Here is a 14,951-nt window from a genome sequence, read left to right as displayed (position 1 = left end):
TTCCGGGGACGTTCAGCCGCGGGCCTCGAGGGCCGCGGCGGCGTCCTTGAGGACCGCCGCGGCGATCTCGAGACCCTCGATCCGCCCGAGGGAGGTGTCCTCGTGCTCGATGTTCACCGCCATGTCGGGGTCGACCTCCTGCAGGGCGGCGAGGAACTCCGTCCAGTACGCGGTGTCGTGGCCGCGGCCCAGGGCCACGAAGTCCCACGCGGAGTTCTTCGGCCACTCGTTGGCCCACTCGTCGCCGCCCAGGTTGGTGCGCTCCTCCTCGGGCGGGAGGCGGCGGAAGCTGTTGTCCAGCACCCCGTAGAGCGCGGCGTTCTCCCGGTTGATCCGCACGTCCTTGGCGGCGGCGTGGAGGACCAGCGGGCCGAGCTCGCGGACGACGGCGACCGGGTCCATCTGCTGCCAGAACAGGTGGGACGCGTCGAGCTCCACCCCCACATGGGTGGCCCCGGTGAGCTCGATGAGCTTGCGGACGTCGGCGGTGTTGAACACGACGTTCTGCGGGTGCAGCTCCAGGGCCACCTTGACGCCGTGGTCGGCGGCCAGCCGGTCGGTCTCCCGCCAGAAGTCGGCGACGATCCCCCACTGGTGGTCCAGCACGTCGAGGGCCGCGGAGTTCCAGGCGTTGACGATCCAGTTGGGCACGGTGGCCCCGGGCTCCCCGCCGGGCAGCCCGGACATGGTCACCACCCGGTCCTGGCCCAGGCGGGCGGCCAGCCGGATGGAGCGGCGGACGTCCTCGGCGTGCTTCTCGCCGATGGCCCGCTTGGGGTGCAGCGGGTTGCCGTTGCAGTTCAGGCCGGCGATCGAGACCCCGGTGCCCTCGAAGAGGCCCAGGTAGTCGTCGCGGGCCGCGTCGCTCTCCAGGATCTGATCCATGTCCGGGACGTGGACGGCCGGCAGGAACCCGCCGGTGTTGATCTCGATGCCGGTCAGCCCCAGGTCCGCGACGACCTCCAGGGCCTCGGGCAGGGGGCGGTCGTGCAGGATCGCGCTGTAGACGCCGAGCTTCACAGGAGGACCTTCTTTCCGTGGTTGGTGGCCGACTCCACGGCGGCCTCGAGAACTTCCATGTTGTGCACGCCCTCGGCGAAGGACGCGTTGCGCGGCAGCGAGACGTCCTCGCCCAGGCCGGCGACCTCTTCCAGGAACGCGCGGGCCTGGTAGCCGAAGGCGTCGTTCTGGCCGAAGCCCACCCCCGGGGCGTCCATGGCCAGCCCGCCGCCGAGATAGGGGTGCTGAGGGCCGAGGGTGACGGTGCGGTAGCCGTTGACGGCGTCCGGCCCCTCGTGCAGGTACAGCTCGATCTCGGACGGGCGGAGCTGGTTGAACCGGGCCGCGCCCTTCTCGCAGAACACCTCGAACGTCAGCGTGTTGGGGTGCCCGGCCGCCACCCGGGAGACCTCCAGACTGCCGGCGCCCTGGGCGAACTCGGCGCAGAAGGCGGCGTAGTCGTCGTTCTCCACCGGCTCGCAGGTGTCGCTGACCTCCACCAGGTGGTGGCCGGTCACCGCACCCACCGGCAGGGGGCGTTCGGTGATGGTGGTGGCCAGCTGTCCGCCGGAGACAGAGGCGATGTCCCCGCAGAGGAACTCCGCGACGTAGGAGAGGTGGCTGCCGACGTCGGCCAGGGCGCCGGTGCCGGGCCCGCCCTTGTAGCGCCAGCTCATGGGAGCCTTCGGGTTGAACCCGTAGTCGGTCCAGTAGCGGCCGCTGAAGTGCAGCACCTTGCCAAGGGTGCCGTCCTGGATCAGGTCGCGGATGGCGGCGATGCCGGGGGTGCGGCGGAAGGTGAAGCCGATCCGGGCGATGGACTCTGCCTGCTCGGCGGTCCGGGCCATGGCGCGGGCATCGTCGAGGGTGTCGCTGAGCGGCTTCTCGCACAGCACGTGCTTGCCCGCCTCGAGCAGTCCCTCCACGACCTGGCGGTGGAAGCGGTTGGCGATCACGACACTGACCACGTCGACGGCAGGGTCCTCGGCAATCGCCTCCCAGGCGCCCACGGCCTTCTCGTAGCCGTAGCGGCGGGCCACGTGCCGGCCGAGCTGCTCGTTGACGTCGCCGACGGCGACGTAGCGCAGCGGGGGCAGGACGGGGTCGTAGAGCGTGGGGGCCACGCGGTAGGCGGCCGCGTGGGCCTGCCCGGCCATGCCGGCGCCGATGACGGCGATGCCGATGCTGTCGGTCACTGTTCCTCCTGGGGAGACGGGGACAGAGGTCGCCGCGGAATCGGGCGCCTGTGCGGCAGCTCACTTTGGAGCGCTCCAAACCACGGTAGGATCGAGCACGGAACCTCGTCAAGAGGTTTGTCAGGACAATTTCGACGAGGAGGACCGGATGAGCGGTCGCACGGGGCGGGCCCCGACCATCTACGACGTCGCCCGCGCCGCCGGTGTCTCGAAGTCGCTGGTCTCCCTGGTCCTGCGCGGGTCCCCGAACGTCTCGGACGCGCGGCGCACCGCGGTGCTCGAGGCCATGGCGCGGCTGGACTACCGCCCCAGCCAGGCGGCCGCCGCCCTGGCCGGGGCCACCGCCCGCACGGTCGGCGTGCTCATCGACGACTACCGCAACCAGTGGTTCGTCGAGCTGCTGCGCGGGCTGCAGGAGGGGCTGGCTCCGCACGGGCTGCGGATCGCGGTCGCCGACCACACCCTCAACGCCCACGTCGGGGCGAGCCCGCTGGAGGGCTTCCTGTCGATGCGCGCCGACGGGCTGGTGCTCGCGACCGAGCCGAGCGCGGCCATGCGCGTGCCGGAGGACCTGCCGGTCGTCGTGGCCGGCCACCGCGACCGGGAGGTGCCGGGGGCGGACGTGGTGGCCAACGACGACCGGGGCGGGGCCCGCCTGGCCACCGGGCACCTGCTGGAGCTCGGGCACCGGGAGATCGGCCACCTCACCGGCGGCGGCGGTGCCGCGCGGCTGCGGGCGGAGGGCTTCGCGGCCGCCGCCGCGGCGGCGGGGGCGGCCGCACGCACGGCGGCCGGTGCGGGCACGACCACGGAGGAGGACGGGTGGGTCGCCGCGGGCCGGCTGCTCGATGCGCACCCGGGGCTGACCGCCCTGTTCGCGGCCAACGACACCATGGCGATGGGCGCGCTGGCCGCGGCCCGCGAGCGCGGTCTGCGCGTGCCCGCGGACCTGTCGGTGATCGGCTACGACGACTCCCCGGTCGCCGCGACCCACCTGCTGGAGCTGAGCACGGTCGACAGCCGCAACGCCGCGATCGGGACGGCGGCCGCGCAGCGCCTGCTGGCCCGCATCGGCGGGGAGCCGCCCGCCGGGCGGAGCCTGCTGCTCGAGCCCCGGCTGGTGCTGCGGCGCACCACGGCGCCGCCCCCGGCCCGCTGAGGGCCGGGGGCGGGGAGGGTCCGGGGGTGCGGGGCCGCACGGCCCCGCACCCCCGGCCGCGCTCAGGCGTAGAGGGAGGGCCTGGCCTCGAGGTGGACGGGGACCGTCTCCCCGGAGGACTGGGCCCGCACGCCGGCCTCGCAGCACGCCGCGGTGGCGTAGCCGTCCCACGCGGAGGGCCCGCCGATCTCGCCGCGGGCGGTCGCCTCCACCCACGCCTGGATCTCGCGGTCGTAGGCCTCGGCGAAGCGCTCCTCGAAGCCGGGGGTGACCGATCCGCCCCAGTGGCCCTCGGTGCGCACGTAGGGTTCCTGGTCGCCGCCGATGCCGACCACACCGGTCTCGAACGAGGCCTGGGTGGAGACCTGGTAGCCGAAGCGGGCGTTGACGTAGGCCTCGACCTGGGCGAGGACGCCGGACTCGGTCTCCATGAGCACCAGCTGCGGGTCGCGCTGGCCCTCGGGCGCGTTGCGGGTCGAGCGCCCGATCCGGACCTGGACGCTGACGATCTCCTCGCCGGTGAAGAAGCGCACGGCGTCGAACTCGTGCACCACCGAGTCGTTGATGATCATCTCGTTGGTGAACCCGGCCGGGGTGGTGGGGTTGCGGTGCTGGTGGTGCAGGGTCAGCAGCTCGCCGTAGGTCTTCTCCTCGATCATCCGGCGCAGGGCGAGGTAGCCGGTGTCGAAGCGGCGCATGAAGCCGACCTGGACGAGCTTGCGCCCGGCGGCGACCTCGGCCTGCACGACGCGCCACGAGGACTCGGCGTCGGGGGTCAGGGGCTTCTCGCACAGCACCGGCAGCCCCTTCTCGAGGGCCGGCAGCAGCACCTGCTCGTGCAGGAAGCCGGGGGTCGCGAGCAGCGCGGCGTCGATGTCGTCCCGGTCCAGGACCTCCTGGAAGTCGGTGTGGGTGACCGCGCCGGGGATGTGGGCCACGGCGGCCTCCGCGCGGGGGCGGTCGATGTCGACGACGGCGGCCACCTCGGCGCCGGCGATGCGCCGGTGGAGGCGCTCGATGTGGTCGGCGCCCATGCGGCCGGCGCCGACGACGGCGATGCGCAGCGGTGCGTTCATGGGAGGTGCTCCTTCCGTCCCGCCGGTGCGGCGGGGATGGGTGGTCGATCGGTCGTGGTGCCCGTCACAGGCGCTGCGCCCCAGCCTAGCGTCTCTTGTCCTCATGTAAAGACAATCGTGGACGAGGACGTCCCCGCCGCACGGCGACGGGGACGTCCTGGGCTCCGCGGGTCTCAGTCGGAGGACGAGGGGAAGGCGAAGGAGGCGCCGGAGGCGTGGTGGGGCTCGGGCCAGCGCTCGGTCACGGCCTTGCCGCGGGTGTAGAAGCGCACCCCGTCCGGGCCGTAGATGTGGTGGTCGCCGAACAGCGAGTCCTTCCAGCCGCCGAAGGAGTGCCAGGCGACGGGCACGGGGATCGGGACGTTGACCCCAATCATGCCCACGGTGACCTGCCGCTTGAACTGGCGGGCGTAGGCCCCCGAGGAGGTGAAGATCGCCGTGCCGTTGCCGTAGGGGTTGGCGTTGATGACCTCGACGGCCTCCTCGAGGCTGTCGACCCGCAGCACCGCGAGCACGGGGCCGAAGATCTCCTCCTCGTAGGCCGTCATGTCCTGGCGCACCCGGTCGATCACGGTCGGGCCCACGAAGAATCCGTTCTCGTGGTCCTCGACGATCAGGTCGCGGCCGTCGACGACCACGGCCGCGCCGTCCTCCTCCGCGGCGGTGACGATCCGGCGGATCCGCTCCTTGGAGGCCGGGGTGATCACCGGGCCCATCTCCGAGGAGGCATCCGTGCCGTTGCCGACGCGGATGCCCCGGGCGCGCTCGGCGAGCTTGTCCACGAGCAGGTCGGCGGCCTCGCCCACGGCCACGGCCACGGAGATCGCCATGCAGCGCTCCCCGGCGGAGCCGAAGGCCGCGGCGTTGATGTTGTCGGCGGCGATGTCCATGTCCGCGTCGGGCAGGACCACGGCGTGGTTCTTCGCCCCGCCCAGGGCCTGGACGCGCTTGCCGTGCTTCGTGGCGGTCTCGTGGACGTACTTGGCGATCGGGGTGGAGCCCACGAAGGAGATGGCGTCGACCTCGGGGTGGGTGAGCAGCCCGTCGACCGTCTCCTTGTCCCCGTGCAGCACCTGGAAGACGCCGTCGGGCAGTCCGGCCCGCTGCCACAGCTCGGCCAGCAGCAGCGACGGGGAGGGGTCGCGCTCGGAGGGCTTGAGGATGAACGCGTTGCCGGTGGCGATCGCGACCGGGGCCATCCACAGCGGCACCATCACGGGGAAGTTGAACGGGGTGATCCCGGCGACCACGCCTAGCGGCTGGCGGAAGGAGTAGACGTCGATGCCGGTGGAGAACTGGTCGGAGAACTCGCCCTTGAGCTGCTCGGCGATCCCGCAGGCGAACTCGACCACCTCCAGGCCGCGGCCCACCTCGCCCTTGGCGTCGGAGAGGACCTTGCCGTGCTCGGCGGTGATCAGGGCGGCCAGCTCGTCCGTGTGGGCGGCCACCAGCTCGCGGAACCGGAACAGCACCGCCGTGCGCCGGGCCAGGGACATCTCCCCCCACGAGTCGGCCGCCGCACGGGCGGCCGAGACGGCGCGCTCGAGGTCCTCGCGGTCGGCCAGGTGCAGCACACCGGTGGCCTCCCCGGTCGCGGGGTTGTACACCTCCTGGGTGCGCTGCCCGGAGCCGGCGGTGCGGGCCCCGGCGATGAAGTGCTCGATCTGCTGGGTCGTCTCGATCTGCTGGGTCATGGGATCCTCCTTCAGTTCCCGAGCAGCGGGCGCTGCCGGGACTTGTGCTGCTGGTAGAGCGCGTAGGCCTCGTTCGTGGAGTCCAGCTCGGCGGTGGCCGTGACGGGCACGTCCCACCAGGACTCGGAGCTGGGGGCGTCGATCAGCGGGTCGGACTCGACGTGCACGAGCACCGGCCCGGAGCCCTCGGGGGCGGCCTTGGCCTGCGCGACGGCCTCGGCGAGCCGGTCGATCACGCCCTCCCCGGGCTCGACGCGCAGGACGCGCACCCCCAGGGACTCGGCGTTGGTGGCCAGGTCGATCGGCAGCGTCGAGCCGTCGTCGAAGCTGTGCCGGTCCTCGTCGAGGTAGCGGTACCTCGTGCCGAAGCGCTGGGAGCCCAGCTGCTCGGACAGCGCCCCGATCGAGGCGTAGCCGTGGTTCTGGATGAGCACGACCACGAGCTTGAGGCCCTCGGCCACGGCCGTGACGAGCTCGGTGTGCATCATCAGGTACGACCCGTCCCCGACCATGACGACGACGTCGCGCGGGTCCTGGCCGTCGCGGGCGGCCTCGGCCAGTGCCGCGCGCTTGACGCCCAGGCCGCCGGCGATCTCGTAGCCCATGCAGGAGTAGGCGTACTCGACGTGGTAGCCGTACGGGTCCTTGACCCGCCACATCTTGTGCAGGTCCCCGGGCAGGGAGCCGGCGGCGCAGATGACGACGTCGCGCTCGGCCATGGCCCCGTTGACGGCGCCGATGATCTCGTTCTGGCTGGGCAGCGGCTCGTGCCGGTCGCCGAAGGCGTCGTCGACGATCCCGTCCCAGCGCCGCTTCTCGGTCGCGACGGTCTCGGCGAGGTCCGCGCCGACCCGGTACCCGCCGAGTGCCTTCGTCAGCTCGACGAGGGCCTTGCGGGCGTCGGCGACGACCGGCAGGGAGGTGCCGAGCTTGTGGGCGTCGAACGCGGCCACGTTGATGTTGAGGAAGCGCACCCCGGGGTGCTGGAAGGCGGTGCGGGAGGCGGTGGTGAAGTCCTCGTAGCGGGTTCCGATGCCGATCACGAGGTCCGCTTCCGCCACCACGGCGTTCGCGGCGGTGGACCCGGTGGAGCCCACCGCGCCCAGGCACCGGGGGTGGTCCCAGTCGAGCACGCCGACCCCGGCCTGGGTGTAGGCCACGGGGATGCCGGTGGTCTCGGCGAACTCTCGCAGCGCCTCGGTCGCGAAGGCGTAGTGCACCCCGCCGCCGGCGATCACGACGGGCCGCTCGGCGGCCCGGATCGCGGCGACGGCCGCGCGGACGTCCTCCTCCTCCGGGGCGGGGCGGCGGATCCGCCACTCCCGCGGGGCGAGGAACTCCTCGGGCACCTCGAGCGTCTCGGCCTGCACGTCCTGGGGCAGGGCGATGGTCACCGCACCGGTCTCGGCCGGGTCGGTGAGCACGCGCATCCCGTTGAGCAGCGCGGAGAACAGCTGCTCGGGCCGCCAGACCCGGTCGAAGAACCGGGAGACCGGGCGGAAGACGTCGTTGACCGTCAGGTCCCCGGCGTCGGGGCGCTCGAGCTGCTGGAGCACGGGGTCGGGGGCGCGGGACGCGAACTGGTCGGAGGGCAGCAGCAGCGCCGGCAGCCGGTTGGTGGTCGCCAGGGCGGCGCCGGTGACCATGTTGGTCGCGCCGGGGCCGATCGAGGTGCTCACCGCGAAGGTGGAGCGGCGCCGGGTGTGCCGGGCCCAGCCGACGGCCTGGTGGACCTGCGCCTGCTCGTTGCGGCCCTGGTAGTAGGGCATCAGCCGGGGGTCGCTCGCCTGGTACTGCTTGAGCGCCTGCCCGACGCCGGCCACGTTGCCGTGGCCGAAGATGCCGAACATCCCGGGGATCGTCCGTTCCCGGTGCTCGGTGCCGCCCACGCGGTCGACCGTCCACTGGTTGGCCAGGAACTCCACGAGCGCCTGGGAGACGGAGAGGGTTCGGGTGCTCATCGAGCGACTCCTTCCTGGGCCGGGTGGCCCTTCAGCAGCGACGCGGCGGTGGCCACGGCCCCGGCGACGTCGCCGTCCTCGGGGTAGAGCAGGGTCCGCCCGACCGTCAGGCCCTGCACGCCGGGCAGGGCGAGCGCGGCGGCCCAGGTCGCGAAGACCTCCTCGGGCTCACCGGACGGGTCGCCGCCCAGCAGCACCGTGGGCAGGGTCGTGGCGGCCATGACCCGCTCCATCTCCCCGACCACGGGCAGCTTCATCCACGTGTGGGCGGAGGACCCGCCGAGGCCCTGGGCGATGGCCACGGAGCGGATCACGGCGTCGGCGGAGAGGTCGTTGACGATCCCGCGGTCGGTGGTCCGGGAGATGAAGGGCTCGACCATGGCCACGAGGCCGAGCCGGGAGAGGGCGTCCACGGCCTGGGCGGTGGCCTCCAGGACGGAGGTCGTGTGCGGGTCCTCGAAGCAGATGCGGGTGAGCATCTTGCCGCCGTCGGCGCCGATGCGGTCCAGCGCGTCGGCGGTGTGACCGGTGAAGCGGTCGTCGATCTCGTTGACCAGCCCGGGCAGCCCGCCGCGGTTCATGGACCCGAAGACGAGCTTGCCGTCCAGGGCCCCGAGCAGCAGCAGGTCGTCCAGCACGTCCGGGGACGCGAGCACGCCGTCCACGCGGGGGTTGGCCAGCGCGACGAGCAGCCGGTCGAGCAGGTCCCGGCGGTCGGCCATCGCGCGCTCGTCCCCGCGGACGGTGAGGGCCCCGCGGGCGGGGTGGTCGGCGGCGACGATGAAGTTCTGCCGGCCGTAGACGAGCCCGGGGTGGCGGCGCCGGGAGTCGGCCGCCCGCTGCACCGCCCGGGGGTCCTCGAGCCGGATGCGGCTGAGGTGCTCGTAGCGGCGGGGGTCGGCGGTCGTGCCGACCTCGATCTCGGTGGTGCTCATCGGGTGGCTCCTTCGGGAACGGCGCGGCCGCGCTCGCGCAGCAGCTGGAAGACCTCGTCGGGGGTGGGCATCGCGTCCGAGCAGGAGATCCGGGAGGCGACGATGGCACCGGCGGCGTTGGCGTAGTCCAGGACCTGCTCGAGGGGCCAGCCCTGGTTGAGGCCGTGGCAGAACGCCCCGCCGAAGGAGTCGCCGGCGCCGAGGCCGTTGACGGTCTCGACGGGCACGGGGGCGGAGACCACGCGCTCCTCGCGGGTCTTGGCCATGACGCCCTCGGGGCCGAGCTTGACCACGGCGATGCGCACCCCGGCCTCGAGCAGCCGGTCGGCCTGCTCGTCGGGGGTGCCCTCCCCCACGGCCACGGCGCACTCCTTGTCGTTGCCGATGGCGATGCTCACGTGCCGGAGCAGCTCGTGGACCTGCTCCCGGGCCTCCTCCTCGGAGGCCCAGAACATCGGGCGGTAGTCGAGGTCGAGGACCGTGTGCTGGTCGGGGCGCAGCTGCTCGCGCGGGCGGGCGGCGTGGGCGGCCAGCTGCGCCGAGCGGGAGGGCTCCTGGCACAGGCCCGTGACGGTCGACCACAGGATCCGGGCGTCGCGCACGGTCGCGGTGTCGATCTCCTCGGGCCGGATCTGCAGGTCCGGGGCCGTGGGGAAGCGGCCGTAGAAGTACAGCGGGAAGTCCTCCGGCGGCATGATCGCGCAGAAGGTCGCCGGGGTCTGGAGCCCGGGCACGGGGGTGACGAACGTGTCGTCCACCCCGTAGCGCACGAGCTCCCGGTGCAGGTAGGTGCCGAAGGGGTCCTCGCCGGTGCGGCTGATCAGCGCCGCCGACTCGCCGTGGCGCGCCGCGGCGACGGCGACGTTGGCCGGCGAGCCGCCGAGGTACTTCCCGAAGCTGGTGACGTCCTCGAGGCCCACCCCGATCTCGTTGGGGTAGATGTCGACGCTGATGCGCCCCATGGTCACGACGTCGTGGCTCATGCCCGCACCTCCTCCTTCTGCGTGCCGCGGGACCGGGCGGCGCTCCGGGCGGCCTCGGCGCGCTCCGTCATCTGCTCGAGCTGGTAGCGGGAGACCGCCACCGCGTTCTCGTTCTCGGCGAAGACCGAGGAGACCATCACCGTCTCCTCGCGGTCGAGGAAGCCGGTCTCGGCGAGACCGCCGAAGAACTCGTCCCAGTCGACGTCGCCGTCGCCGATCCGCAGGTGCTGGTGGACGCGGGCCGGGCTGCCGGGCGGGTTGGTGATGTAGCGCAGCCCGTGCGAGCGGCGGTGGTCCATGCTGTCGGCCACGTGCACCACGCGGATCCGGTCGCCGACCGTGCGCATGATCTCGAGGGGCTCGTCGGCCATGTGGAAGGTGTGGGGGGCGACGTAGACGAAGCCCAGGTGCGGGGAGTTCACGCCGCGGATCACCCGCCAGGCGGCCAGGCCCTGCTCCACGAAGTCGTCGGGGTGGGGGTCGATCGCGATGTGGACGCCCTCGCGCTCGATGATCGGCAGCAGCTCCTCCATCGAGCGGTAGAAGGCGCGCTCGGACTCCTCGGCCAGCTCGGGCCGGCCCTGGAACTCGGTGTTCATCTGCTGCACGCCGAGGTCCACGGTCATCCGGATGGCCCGCTTCCAGTAGCGCACGGCGGCCTCGCGGGCGTCCGGGTCCGGGGCGGACCAGCGCAGCACGGGCAGCACGGAGGCGATCTGCACCCCGGCGTCGCGGCAGGCCCGGCGCAGGTCGGCGACGAGGCGGTCGTCGGCCTTGGGGTGGTTGAAGAAGGGCAGGAAGTCCGGGTGGGGGGTCAGCTGCAGGTGGTCGTAGCCGAGCTCGCGGGCCAGCGCCGGGAACTCCAGCAGGGAGTGCGTGTGGTGGAAGGGCGTCGGGTCGAGGGCGATCTTCATCTCGTTCCTCCGGGGTCGGGGCGGGGCCTCAGCGGACGCGGGTGCGGGAGCCGCAGCCGGTGAGGTAGGAGCGGGTGCGCGTGGCGATGGGCAGCGGGACGTCGAAGGAGGAGACGGGGTACATGTCCTGCTCCACGATGCCGAAGACCGGCCGGCCGAGCTTCTCGACCTCGGCGACGACCGCGGCGAGGTCGGGCAGGCCGGCGGGCGGCTCGACCATGACGCCGGCGAGGTTCGCGGCGGCCCAGGTGAGGTTCTCGCGGCGGACCCGCTCCAGGACCACGGGGTCGATCTGCTTCAGGTGCAGGTAGCCGATGCGCTCGGGGTACTTGCGGATCAGGTCCACGGAGGAGGCCCCGCCGTACTCGGCGTGCCCGGTGTCCAGGCACAGGGTGACCAGCTCGGGGTCGGTGCGCTGCAGGAACGTCTCGATGTCGGGCTGGCCGCACACGTGGGAGTCGGCGTGGGAGTGGAACTGCTGCTGCAGCCCGTACTCCTCGCGCAGCACCTTGCCGAGCCGGTCGTGGCCGGCGCACAGGGCCTGCCACTGCTCGGCGCTCAGGTGCTCGTCCTCCACGGCCTCCCCTGTGACGTCGTCGCGCCACATGGCGGGGATGACGACGATGTGCTCGCCGCCCATCGCGGCGGTCAGCTGGGCCACCCGGCGGGCGGGCTCCCAGGCCTCCTCCCACTGGTCGGCGCCGCGGTGGAAGGCGGTGAACACCGTCCCGGCGGAGACCTTCAGCCCGCGCTGACCGAGCTCGTCCGCCAGGTGCGCGGGGTCGGTCGGCAGGTAGCCGTAGGGGCCCAGCTCGATCCAGGAGTAGCCGGCCTCGACGACCTCGTCGAGGAAGCGCTGCCACGGGGTCTGCTTCGGGTCGTCGGCGAACCAGACGCCCCAGGAGTCCGGGGCGGTGCCGATGAGGACGGGGTTCTCGGCCTGCTCCCCCGCCGGGGCGGGGGCGGTGGCCGCGTGCTGCTGCGCCATGGTGACCTGCTTCCTGATCGTCGTGCGGGACCCGCGCCCCGAGGGGTGCGGAGCGGACCGCCCGGGAAGGAACCGTGGTCCGCGTCACAACCAGGATACGCATCCACGTCAGTTTGTAAAGACATTATGTCCAAGCGGGGCGTCCGGGCCGCCGCCCCGCCGGACCGGCCGACAGGACGCACGACCACCGGCGGGCGGGTCCGGCACGGGAAGGGGCGCAAGGTCTTTCGCATATTGTCAGAATGTATTGACATATCGGCGTCCGGGGTGCCACCGTGGTGGCACCCCGCTCCCCTTCCCGGAAGGACCGCCATGCCCCTCGTGCGCATCGACGTCATCGAGCACCGCCGCACCCCCGAGCAGCTCCGCGAGCTGGCCGACGCCGTGCAGGACGTGATGCTCGAGACCTTCGCCGCCCCCGCCCGCGACCGCTACCAGATCATCACCGAGCACCGGCCCGGCCTGATCATCGCCGAGGACACCGGGCTGGGCTACACCCGCACCGAGGACGTCGTCGTCGTCCAGATCCTCCAGCAGGGCCGCGACGAGGCGCAGAAGCAGGCCGTCTACCGGGCCCTGGCCGAGCGGCTGCGCGAGCGCACCGGGCTGGACCCGCAGGACCTGATCGTGGCCGTGAGCGCGAACACCCGCGCCGACTGGTCCTTCGGCGAGGGGCAGGCCCAGTTCCTCGAGGGCCGCCTCTGACGCCCGGGGACGCGGAAGGGCCCCGTCCGCGGCGCGGACGGGGCCCTTCGTGCTGCCGCTCCGGCCGGCACGGGGCCGGCGGGAGCGTCACGGGGTCACTTGGCCTCGAAGATCTCCCGCATCAGCTGGGCGGTCTCGGACGGGGTCTTGCCGACCTTCACGCCCACGGCCTCGAGGGCCTCCTTCTTGGCCTGGGCCGTGCCCGAGGACCCGGAGACGATGGCGCCGGCGTGGCCCATGGTCTTGCCCTCCGGGGCGGTGAAGCCGGCGACGTAGCCGACGACCGGCTTGGTGACGTTGGCCTTGATGAAGTCCGCGGCGCGCTCCTCGGCGTCGCCGCCGATCTCGCCGATCATCACGATGGCCTCGGTCTCGGGGTCCGCCTCGAACGCCTCGAGGGCGTCGATGTGGGTGGTGCCGATGACCGGGTCGCCGCCGATGCCGATGGCGGTGGAGAACCCGATGTCGCGCAGCTCGTACATCATCTGGTAGGTCAGGGTGCCGGACTTGGAGACCAGCCCGATCTTGCCCTTGCCCGTGATGTTCGCCGGGGTGATGCCCACGAGGGACTCGCCCGGGGTGATGATGCCGGGGCAGTTCGGCCCGATGATGCGGGTGACCTGCTTGCCGTTCTCGTCGGTGCGCGACTTGGCGTAGGCCCAGAACTCGGCGGAGTCCTGGACGGGGATGCCCTCGGTGATCACGACGACGAGCGGGACCCCGGCGTCGACGGCCTCGATGACGGCGTCCTTGGTGAAGGCCGGCGGCACGAAGACGATGGAGACGTCCGCGCCGGTCTTCTCGACGGCCTCGGCGACGGTGCCGAAGACGGGCAGCTCGACGGCGTTGCCGTCCTTGTCCTGGTGGGAGACGGTGGTCCCGGCCTTGCGGGCGTTGACGCCGCCCATGACCTGGGTGCCCGCCGCGAGCATGCGCGCGGTGTGCTTGGTGCCCTCGCCGCCGGTGATGCCCTGAACGATGACCTTGGAGTCCTTGTTCAAAAAGATAGCCATTGCTGTTCGTTCCTCAGTTGTGGTCGGCGGGATTACTGGGCGGACTGGGCCAGCTCGGCGGCCTTGTCGGCGCCCTGGTCCATGGTCTCCGCGAGGGTGACCAGCGGGTGGGCCGCCTCCGAGAGGATGCGGCGGCCCTCCTCGACGTTGTTGCCGTCCAGGCGCACCACGAGCGGCTTGTTCGCCTCGTCGCCGAGGATCTCCAGGGCCTTGACGATGCCGTTGGCCACGGCGTCGCACGCGGTGATGCCGCCGAAGACGTTGACGAAGACGGACTTGACCTGCGGGTCGTTGAGGATGACGTCCAGGCCCGCGGCCATGACCTCGGCGGAGGCGCCGCCGCCGATGTCGAGGAAGTTGGCGGGCTTGACGTCGCCGTGCTTCTCGCCGGCGTAGGCGACCACGTCGAGGGTGGACATGACCAGGCCCGCGCCGTTGCCGATGATGCCGACCTCGCCGTCGAGCTTGACGTAGTTGAGGTCGTGCTCCTTGGCCTTCTCCTCCAGCGGGTCGGCGCTGGACTTGTCGGCGAGCGCGGCGTGGTCGGGCTGGCGGAACTCGGCGTTCTCGTCGAGGGAGACCTTGCCGTCGAGGGCGACGATGTCGCCGGCGCCGGTCTTGACCAGCGGGTTGACCTCGACGAGGGTCGCGTCCTCCTTCTTGAAGACGTCCCACAGCTTCACGAGGACGGGAACGACCTTGGCGGCGGTCTCGTCGTCGAACTTCGCCTCGCGCACGATCTCCTGGGCCTTGGCCTCGGTGATGCCCTCGGTGGGGACGACCTCGACCCGGGCGAGGGCCTCGGGGCGCTCGACGGCGAGCTGCTCGATCTCCATGCCGCCCTCGACCGAGCACATGGCCAGGTAGGAGCGGTTGGCGCGGTCGAGCAGGATGGAGAAGTAGTACTCCTCGGCGATGTCCGCGCCCTGGGCGATCATCACGCGGTGGACGGTGTGGCCCTTGATGTCCATGCCGAGGATCTGCTGGGCGTGCTCGTAGGCCTCGTCGGCCGTCTTGGCGACCTTGACGCCACCGGCCTTGCCGCGGCCGCCGACCTTGACCTGCGCCTTGACGACCGTGACGCCGCCGATCTTCTCGGCGGCGGCCTTGGCCTCTTCCGGGGTGGTGGCGACGATGCCCTGGAGCACGGGCACGCCGTGCTTCTCGAACAGGTCGCGTGCCTGGTATTCGAACAGGTCCACGGGTGTTGTCCTTCTTCGTCGAAGTCGTGCGTCGGACACGGCCCGGGTGGGGACCCGGATGCGCACCGACCGGATGGTGAACAGAGCGCGGGGCGGCCCGCCGGGCGGGCCCGGCACGTGCGTCCC

At 72.3% G+C, this 14,951-nt stretch carries 13 protein-coding genes; 2 read left to right on the top strand and 11 right to left on the bottom strand.

Annotation, left to right across the window (positions count from 1 at the left end):
• Positions 1-12: 12 nt before the first annotated feature.
• A complete protein-coding gene (locus LQU92_RS05985; RefSeq protein WP_230778885.1) occupies positions 13-1,020 on the bottom strand; it encodes a sugar phosphate isomerase/epimerase in 1,008 nt (335 codons plus the stop codon).
• A complete protein-coding gene (locus LQU92_RS05980) occupies positions 1,017-2,195 on the bottom strand; it encodes a Gfo/Idh/MocA family protein (protein WP_230778869.1) in 1,179 nt (392 codons plus the stop codon). Before LQU92_RS05980 ends, LQU92_RS05985 begins: the two co-directional genes overlap by 4 nt.
• Positions 2,196-2,343: 148 nt before the next feature.
• Between LQU92_RS05980 and LQU92_RS05975 the strand changes: the two genes are divergently transcribed.
• A complete protein-coding gene (locus LQU92_RS05975; RefSeq protein ID WP_230778866.1) occupies positions 2,344-3,354 on the top strand; it encodes a LacI family DNA-binding transcriptional regulator in 1,011 nt (336 codons plus the stop codon).
• Between the two features lie 62 nt (positions 3,355-3,416).
• On the opposite strand, the gene LQU92_RS05970 is transcribed toward LQU92_RS05975, so the two are convergent.
• The 7 genes from LQU92_RS05970 to LQU92_RS05940 all read right to left on the bottom strand — a co-directional run bounded on the left by LQU92_RS05970 (position 3,417) and on the right by LQU92_RS05940 (position 11,905).
• Positions 3,417-4,430, bottom strand: coding sequence for a Gfo/Idh/MocA family protein (locus LQU92_RS05970; RefSeq protein WP_230778863.1), 1,014 nt, complete (start codon positions 4,428-4,430; stop codon positions 3,417-3,419).
• 173 nt (positions 4,431-4,603) lie between these two features.
• Positions 4,604-6,124, bottom strand: a complete 1,521-nt coding sequence (locus tag LQU92_RS05965) for a CoA-acylating methylmalonate-semialdehyde dehydrogenase (RefSeq protein WP_230778860.1) — start codon at positions 6,122-6,124, stop codon at positions 4,604-4,606.
• A gap of 11 nt (positions 6,125-6,135) precedes the next feature.
• Positions 6,136-8,085: a 3D-(3,5/4)-trihydroxycyclohexane-1,2-dione acylhydrolase (decyclizing) gene (gene iolD / locus LQU92_RS05960; RefSeq protein WP_230778859.1), complete on the bottom strand. Its 1,950-nt coding sequence runs from the start codon at positions 8,083-8,085 to the stop codon at positions 6,136-6,138.
• Positions 8,082-9,020, bottom strand: coding sequence for a deoxyribose-phosphate aldolase (locus LQU92_RS05955; RefSeq protein WP_101852867.1), 939 nt, complete (start codon positions 9,018-9,020; stop codon positions 8,082-8,084). Before LQU92_RS05955 ends, iolD begins: the two co-directional genes overlap by 4 nt.
• The gene (gene iolC / locus LQU92_RS05950; RefSeq protein WP_101852868.1) at positions 9,017-10,003 is read right to left on the bottom strand and encodes a 5-dehydro-2-deoxygluconokinase; all 987 of its coding nucleotides are present in this window, start codon (positions 10,001-10,003) and stop codon (positions 9,017-9,019) included. The genes LQU92_RS05955 and iolC overlap by 4 nt, the downstream gene beginning before the upstream one ends.
• Positions 10,000-10,917 (bottom strand): sugar phosphate isomerase/epimerase, encoded by a 918-nt coding sequence (locus LQU92_RS05945; RefSeq protein WP_101852869.1) that lies wholly within the window; start codon positions 10,915-10,917, stop codon positions 10,000-10,002. Before LQU92_RS05945 ends, iolC begins: the two co-directional genes overlap by 4 nt.
• Before the next feature lie 28 nt (positions 10,918-10,945).
• The gene (locus LQU92_RS05940; protein ID WP_230778857.1) at positions 10,946-11,905 is read right to left on the bottom strand and encodes a sugar phosphate isomerase/epimerase; all 960 of its coding nucleotides are present in this window, start codon (positions 11,903-11,905) and stop codon (positions 10,946-10,948) included.
• A gap of 312 nt (positions 11,906-12,217) precedes the next feature.
• On the opposite strand from LQU92_RS05940, the gene LQU92_RS05935 reads away from it, so the two are divergent.
• A complete protein-coding gene (locus LQU92_RS05935) occupies positions 12,218-12,610 on the top strand; it encodes a tautomerase family protein (RefSeq protein WP_230778854.1) in 393 nt (130 codons plus the stop codon).
• Positions 12,611-12,705: 95 nt separating this feature from the next.
• Here the strand turns inward: LQU92_RS05935 and sucD are convergent, their stop codons facing one another.
• On the bottom strand, positions 12,706-13,623 hold the full coding sequence (sucD, locus tag LQU92_RS05930; RefSeq protein WP_058858202.1) for a succinate--CoA ligase subunit alpha: 918 nt from the start codon (positions 13,621-13,623) through the stop codon (positions 12,706-12,708).
• A 32-nt stretch (positions 13,624-13,655) separates the two neighbouring features.
• On the bottom strand, positions 13,656-14,825 hold the full coding sequence (sucC, locus tag LQU92_RS05925) for an ADP-forming succinate--CoA ligase subunit beta (RefSeq protein ID WP_058858201.1): 1,170 nt from the start codon (positions 14,823-14,825) through the stop codon (positions 13,656-13,658).
• Positions 14,826-14,951: the final 126 nt, after the last annotated feature.

The organism is Kocuria sp. LUK, assembly GCF_021012935.1.
GTDB classification, from domain to species: Bacteria; Actinomycetota; Actinomycetes; order Actinomycetales; family Micrococcaceae; genus Kocuria; species Kocuria flava.
The sequence above is the reverse complement of the archived record's forward strand: the minus strand, read 5'-3'. Positions and strand labels throughout refer to the sequence as shown.

What these genes read in the sequence shown, in the direction of transcription:
- LQU92_RS05965 (WP_230778860.1), bottom strand. Translation starts at nt 6,124, where the DNA reads ATGACCCAGCAGATCGAGACGACCCAGCAGATCGAGCACTTCATCGCC.
- LQU92_RS05940 (WP_230778857.1), bottom strand. Translation starts at nt 11,905, where the DNA reads ATGGCGCAGCAGCACGCGGCCACCGCCCCCGCCCCGGCGGGGGAGCAG.
- sucD (WP_058858202.1), bottom strand. Translation starts at nt 13,623, where the DNA reads ATGGCTATCTTTTTGAACAAGGACTCCAAGGTCATCGTTCAGGGCATC.
- LQU92_RS05935 (WP_230778854.1), top strand. Translation starts at nt 12,218, where the DNA reads ATGCCCCTCGTGCGCATCGACGTCATCGAGCACCGCCGCACCCCCGAG.
- iolC (WP_101852868.1), bottom strand. Translation starts at nt 10,003, where the DNA reads ATGAGCCACGACGTCGTGACCATGGGGCGCATCAGCGTCGACATCTAC.
- LQU92_RS05975 (WP_230778866.1), top strand. Translation starts at nt 2,344, where the DNA reads ATGAGCGGTCGCACGGGGCGGGCCCCGACCATCTACGACGTCGCCCGC.
- iolD (WP_230778859.1), bottom strand. Translation starts at nt 8,085, where the DNA reads ATGAGCACCCGAACCCTCTCCGTCTCCCAGGCGCTCGTGGAGTTCCTG.
- LQU92_RS05955 (WP_101852867.1), bottom strand. Translation starts at nt 9,020, where the DNA reads ATGAGCACCACCGAGATCGAGGTCGGCACGACCGCCGACCCCCGCCGC.
- LQU92_RS05945 (WP_101852869.1), bottom strand. Translation starts at nt 10,917, where the DNA reads ATGAAGATCGCCCTCGACCCGACGCCCTTCCACCACACGCACTCCCTG.
- LQU92_RS05970 (WP_230778863.1), bottom strand. Translation starts at nt 4,430, where the DNA reads ATGAACGCACCGCTGCGCATCGCCGTCGTCGGCGCCGGCCGCATGGGC.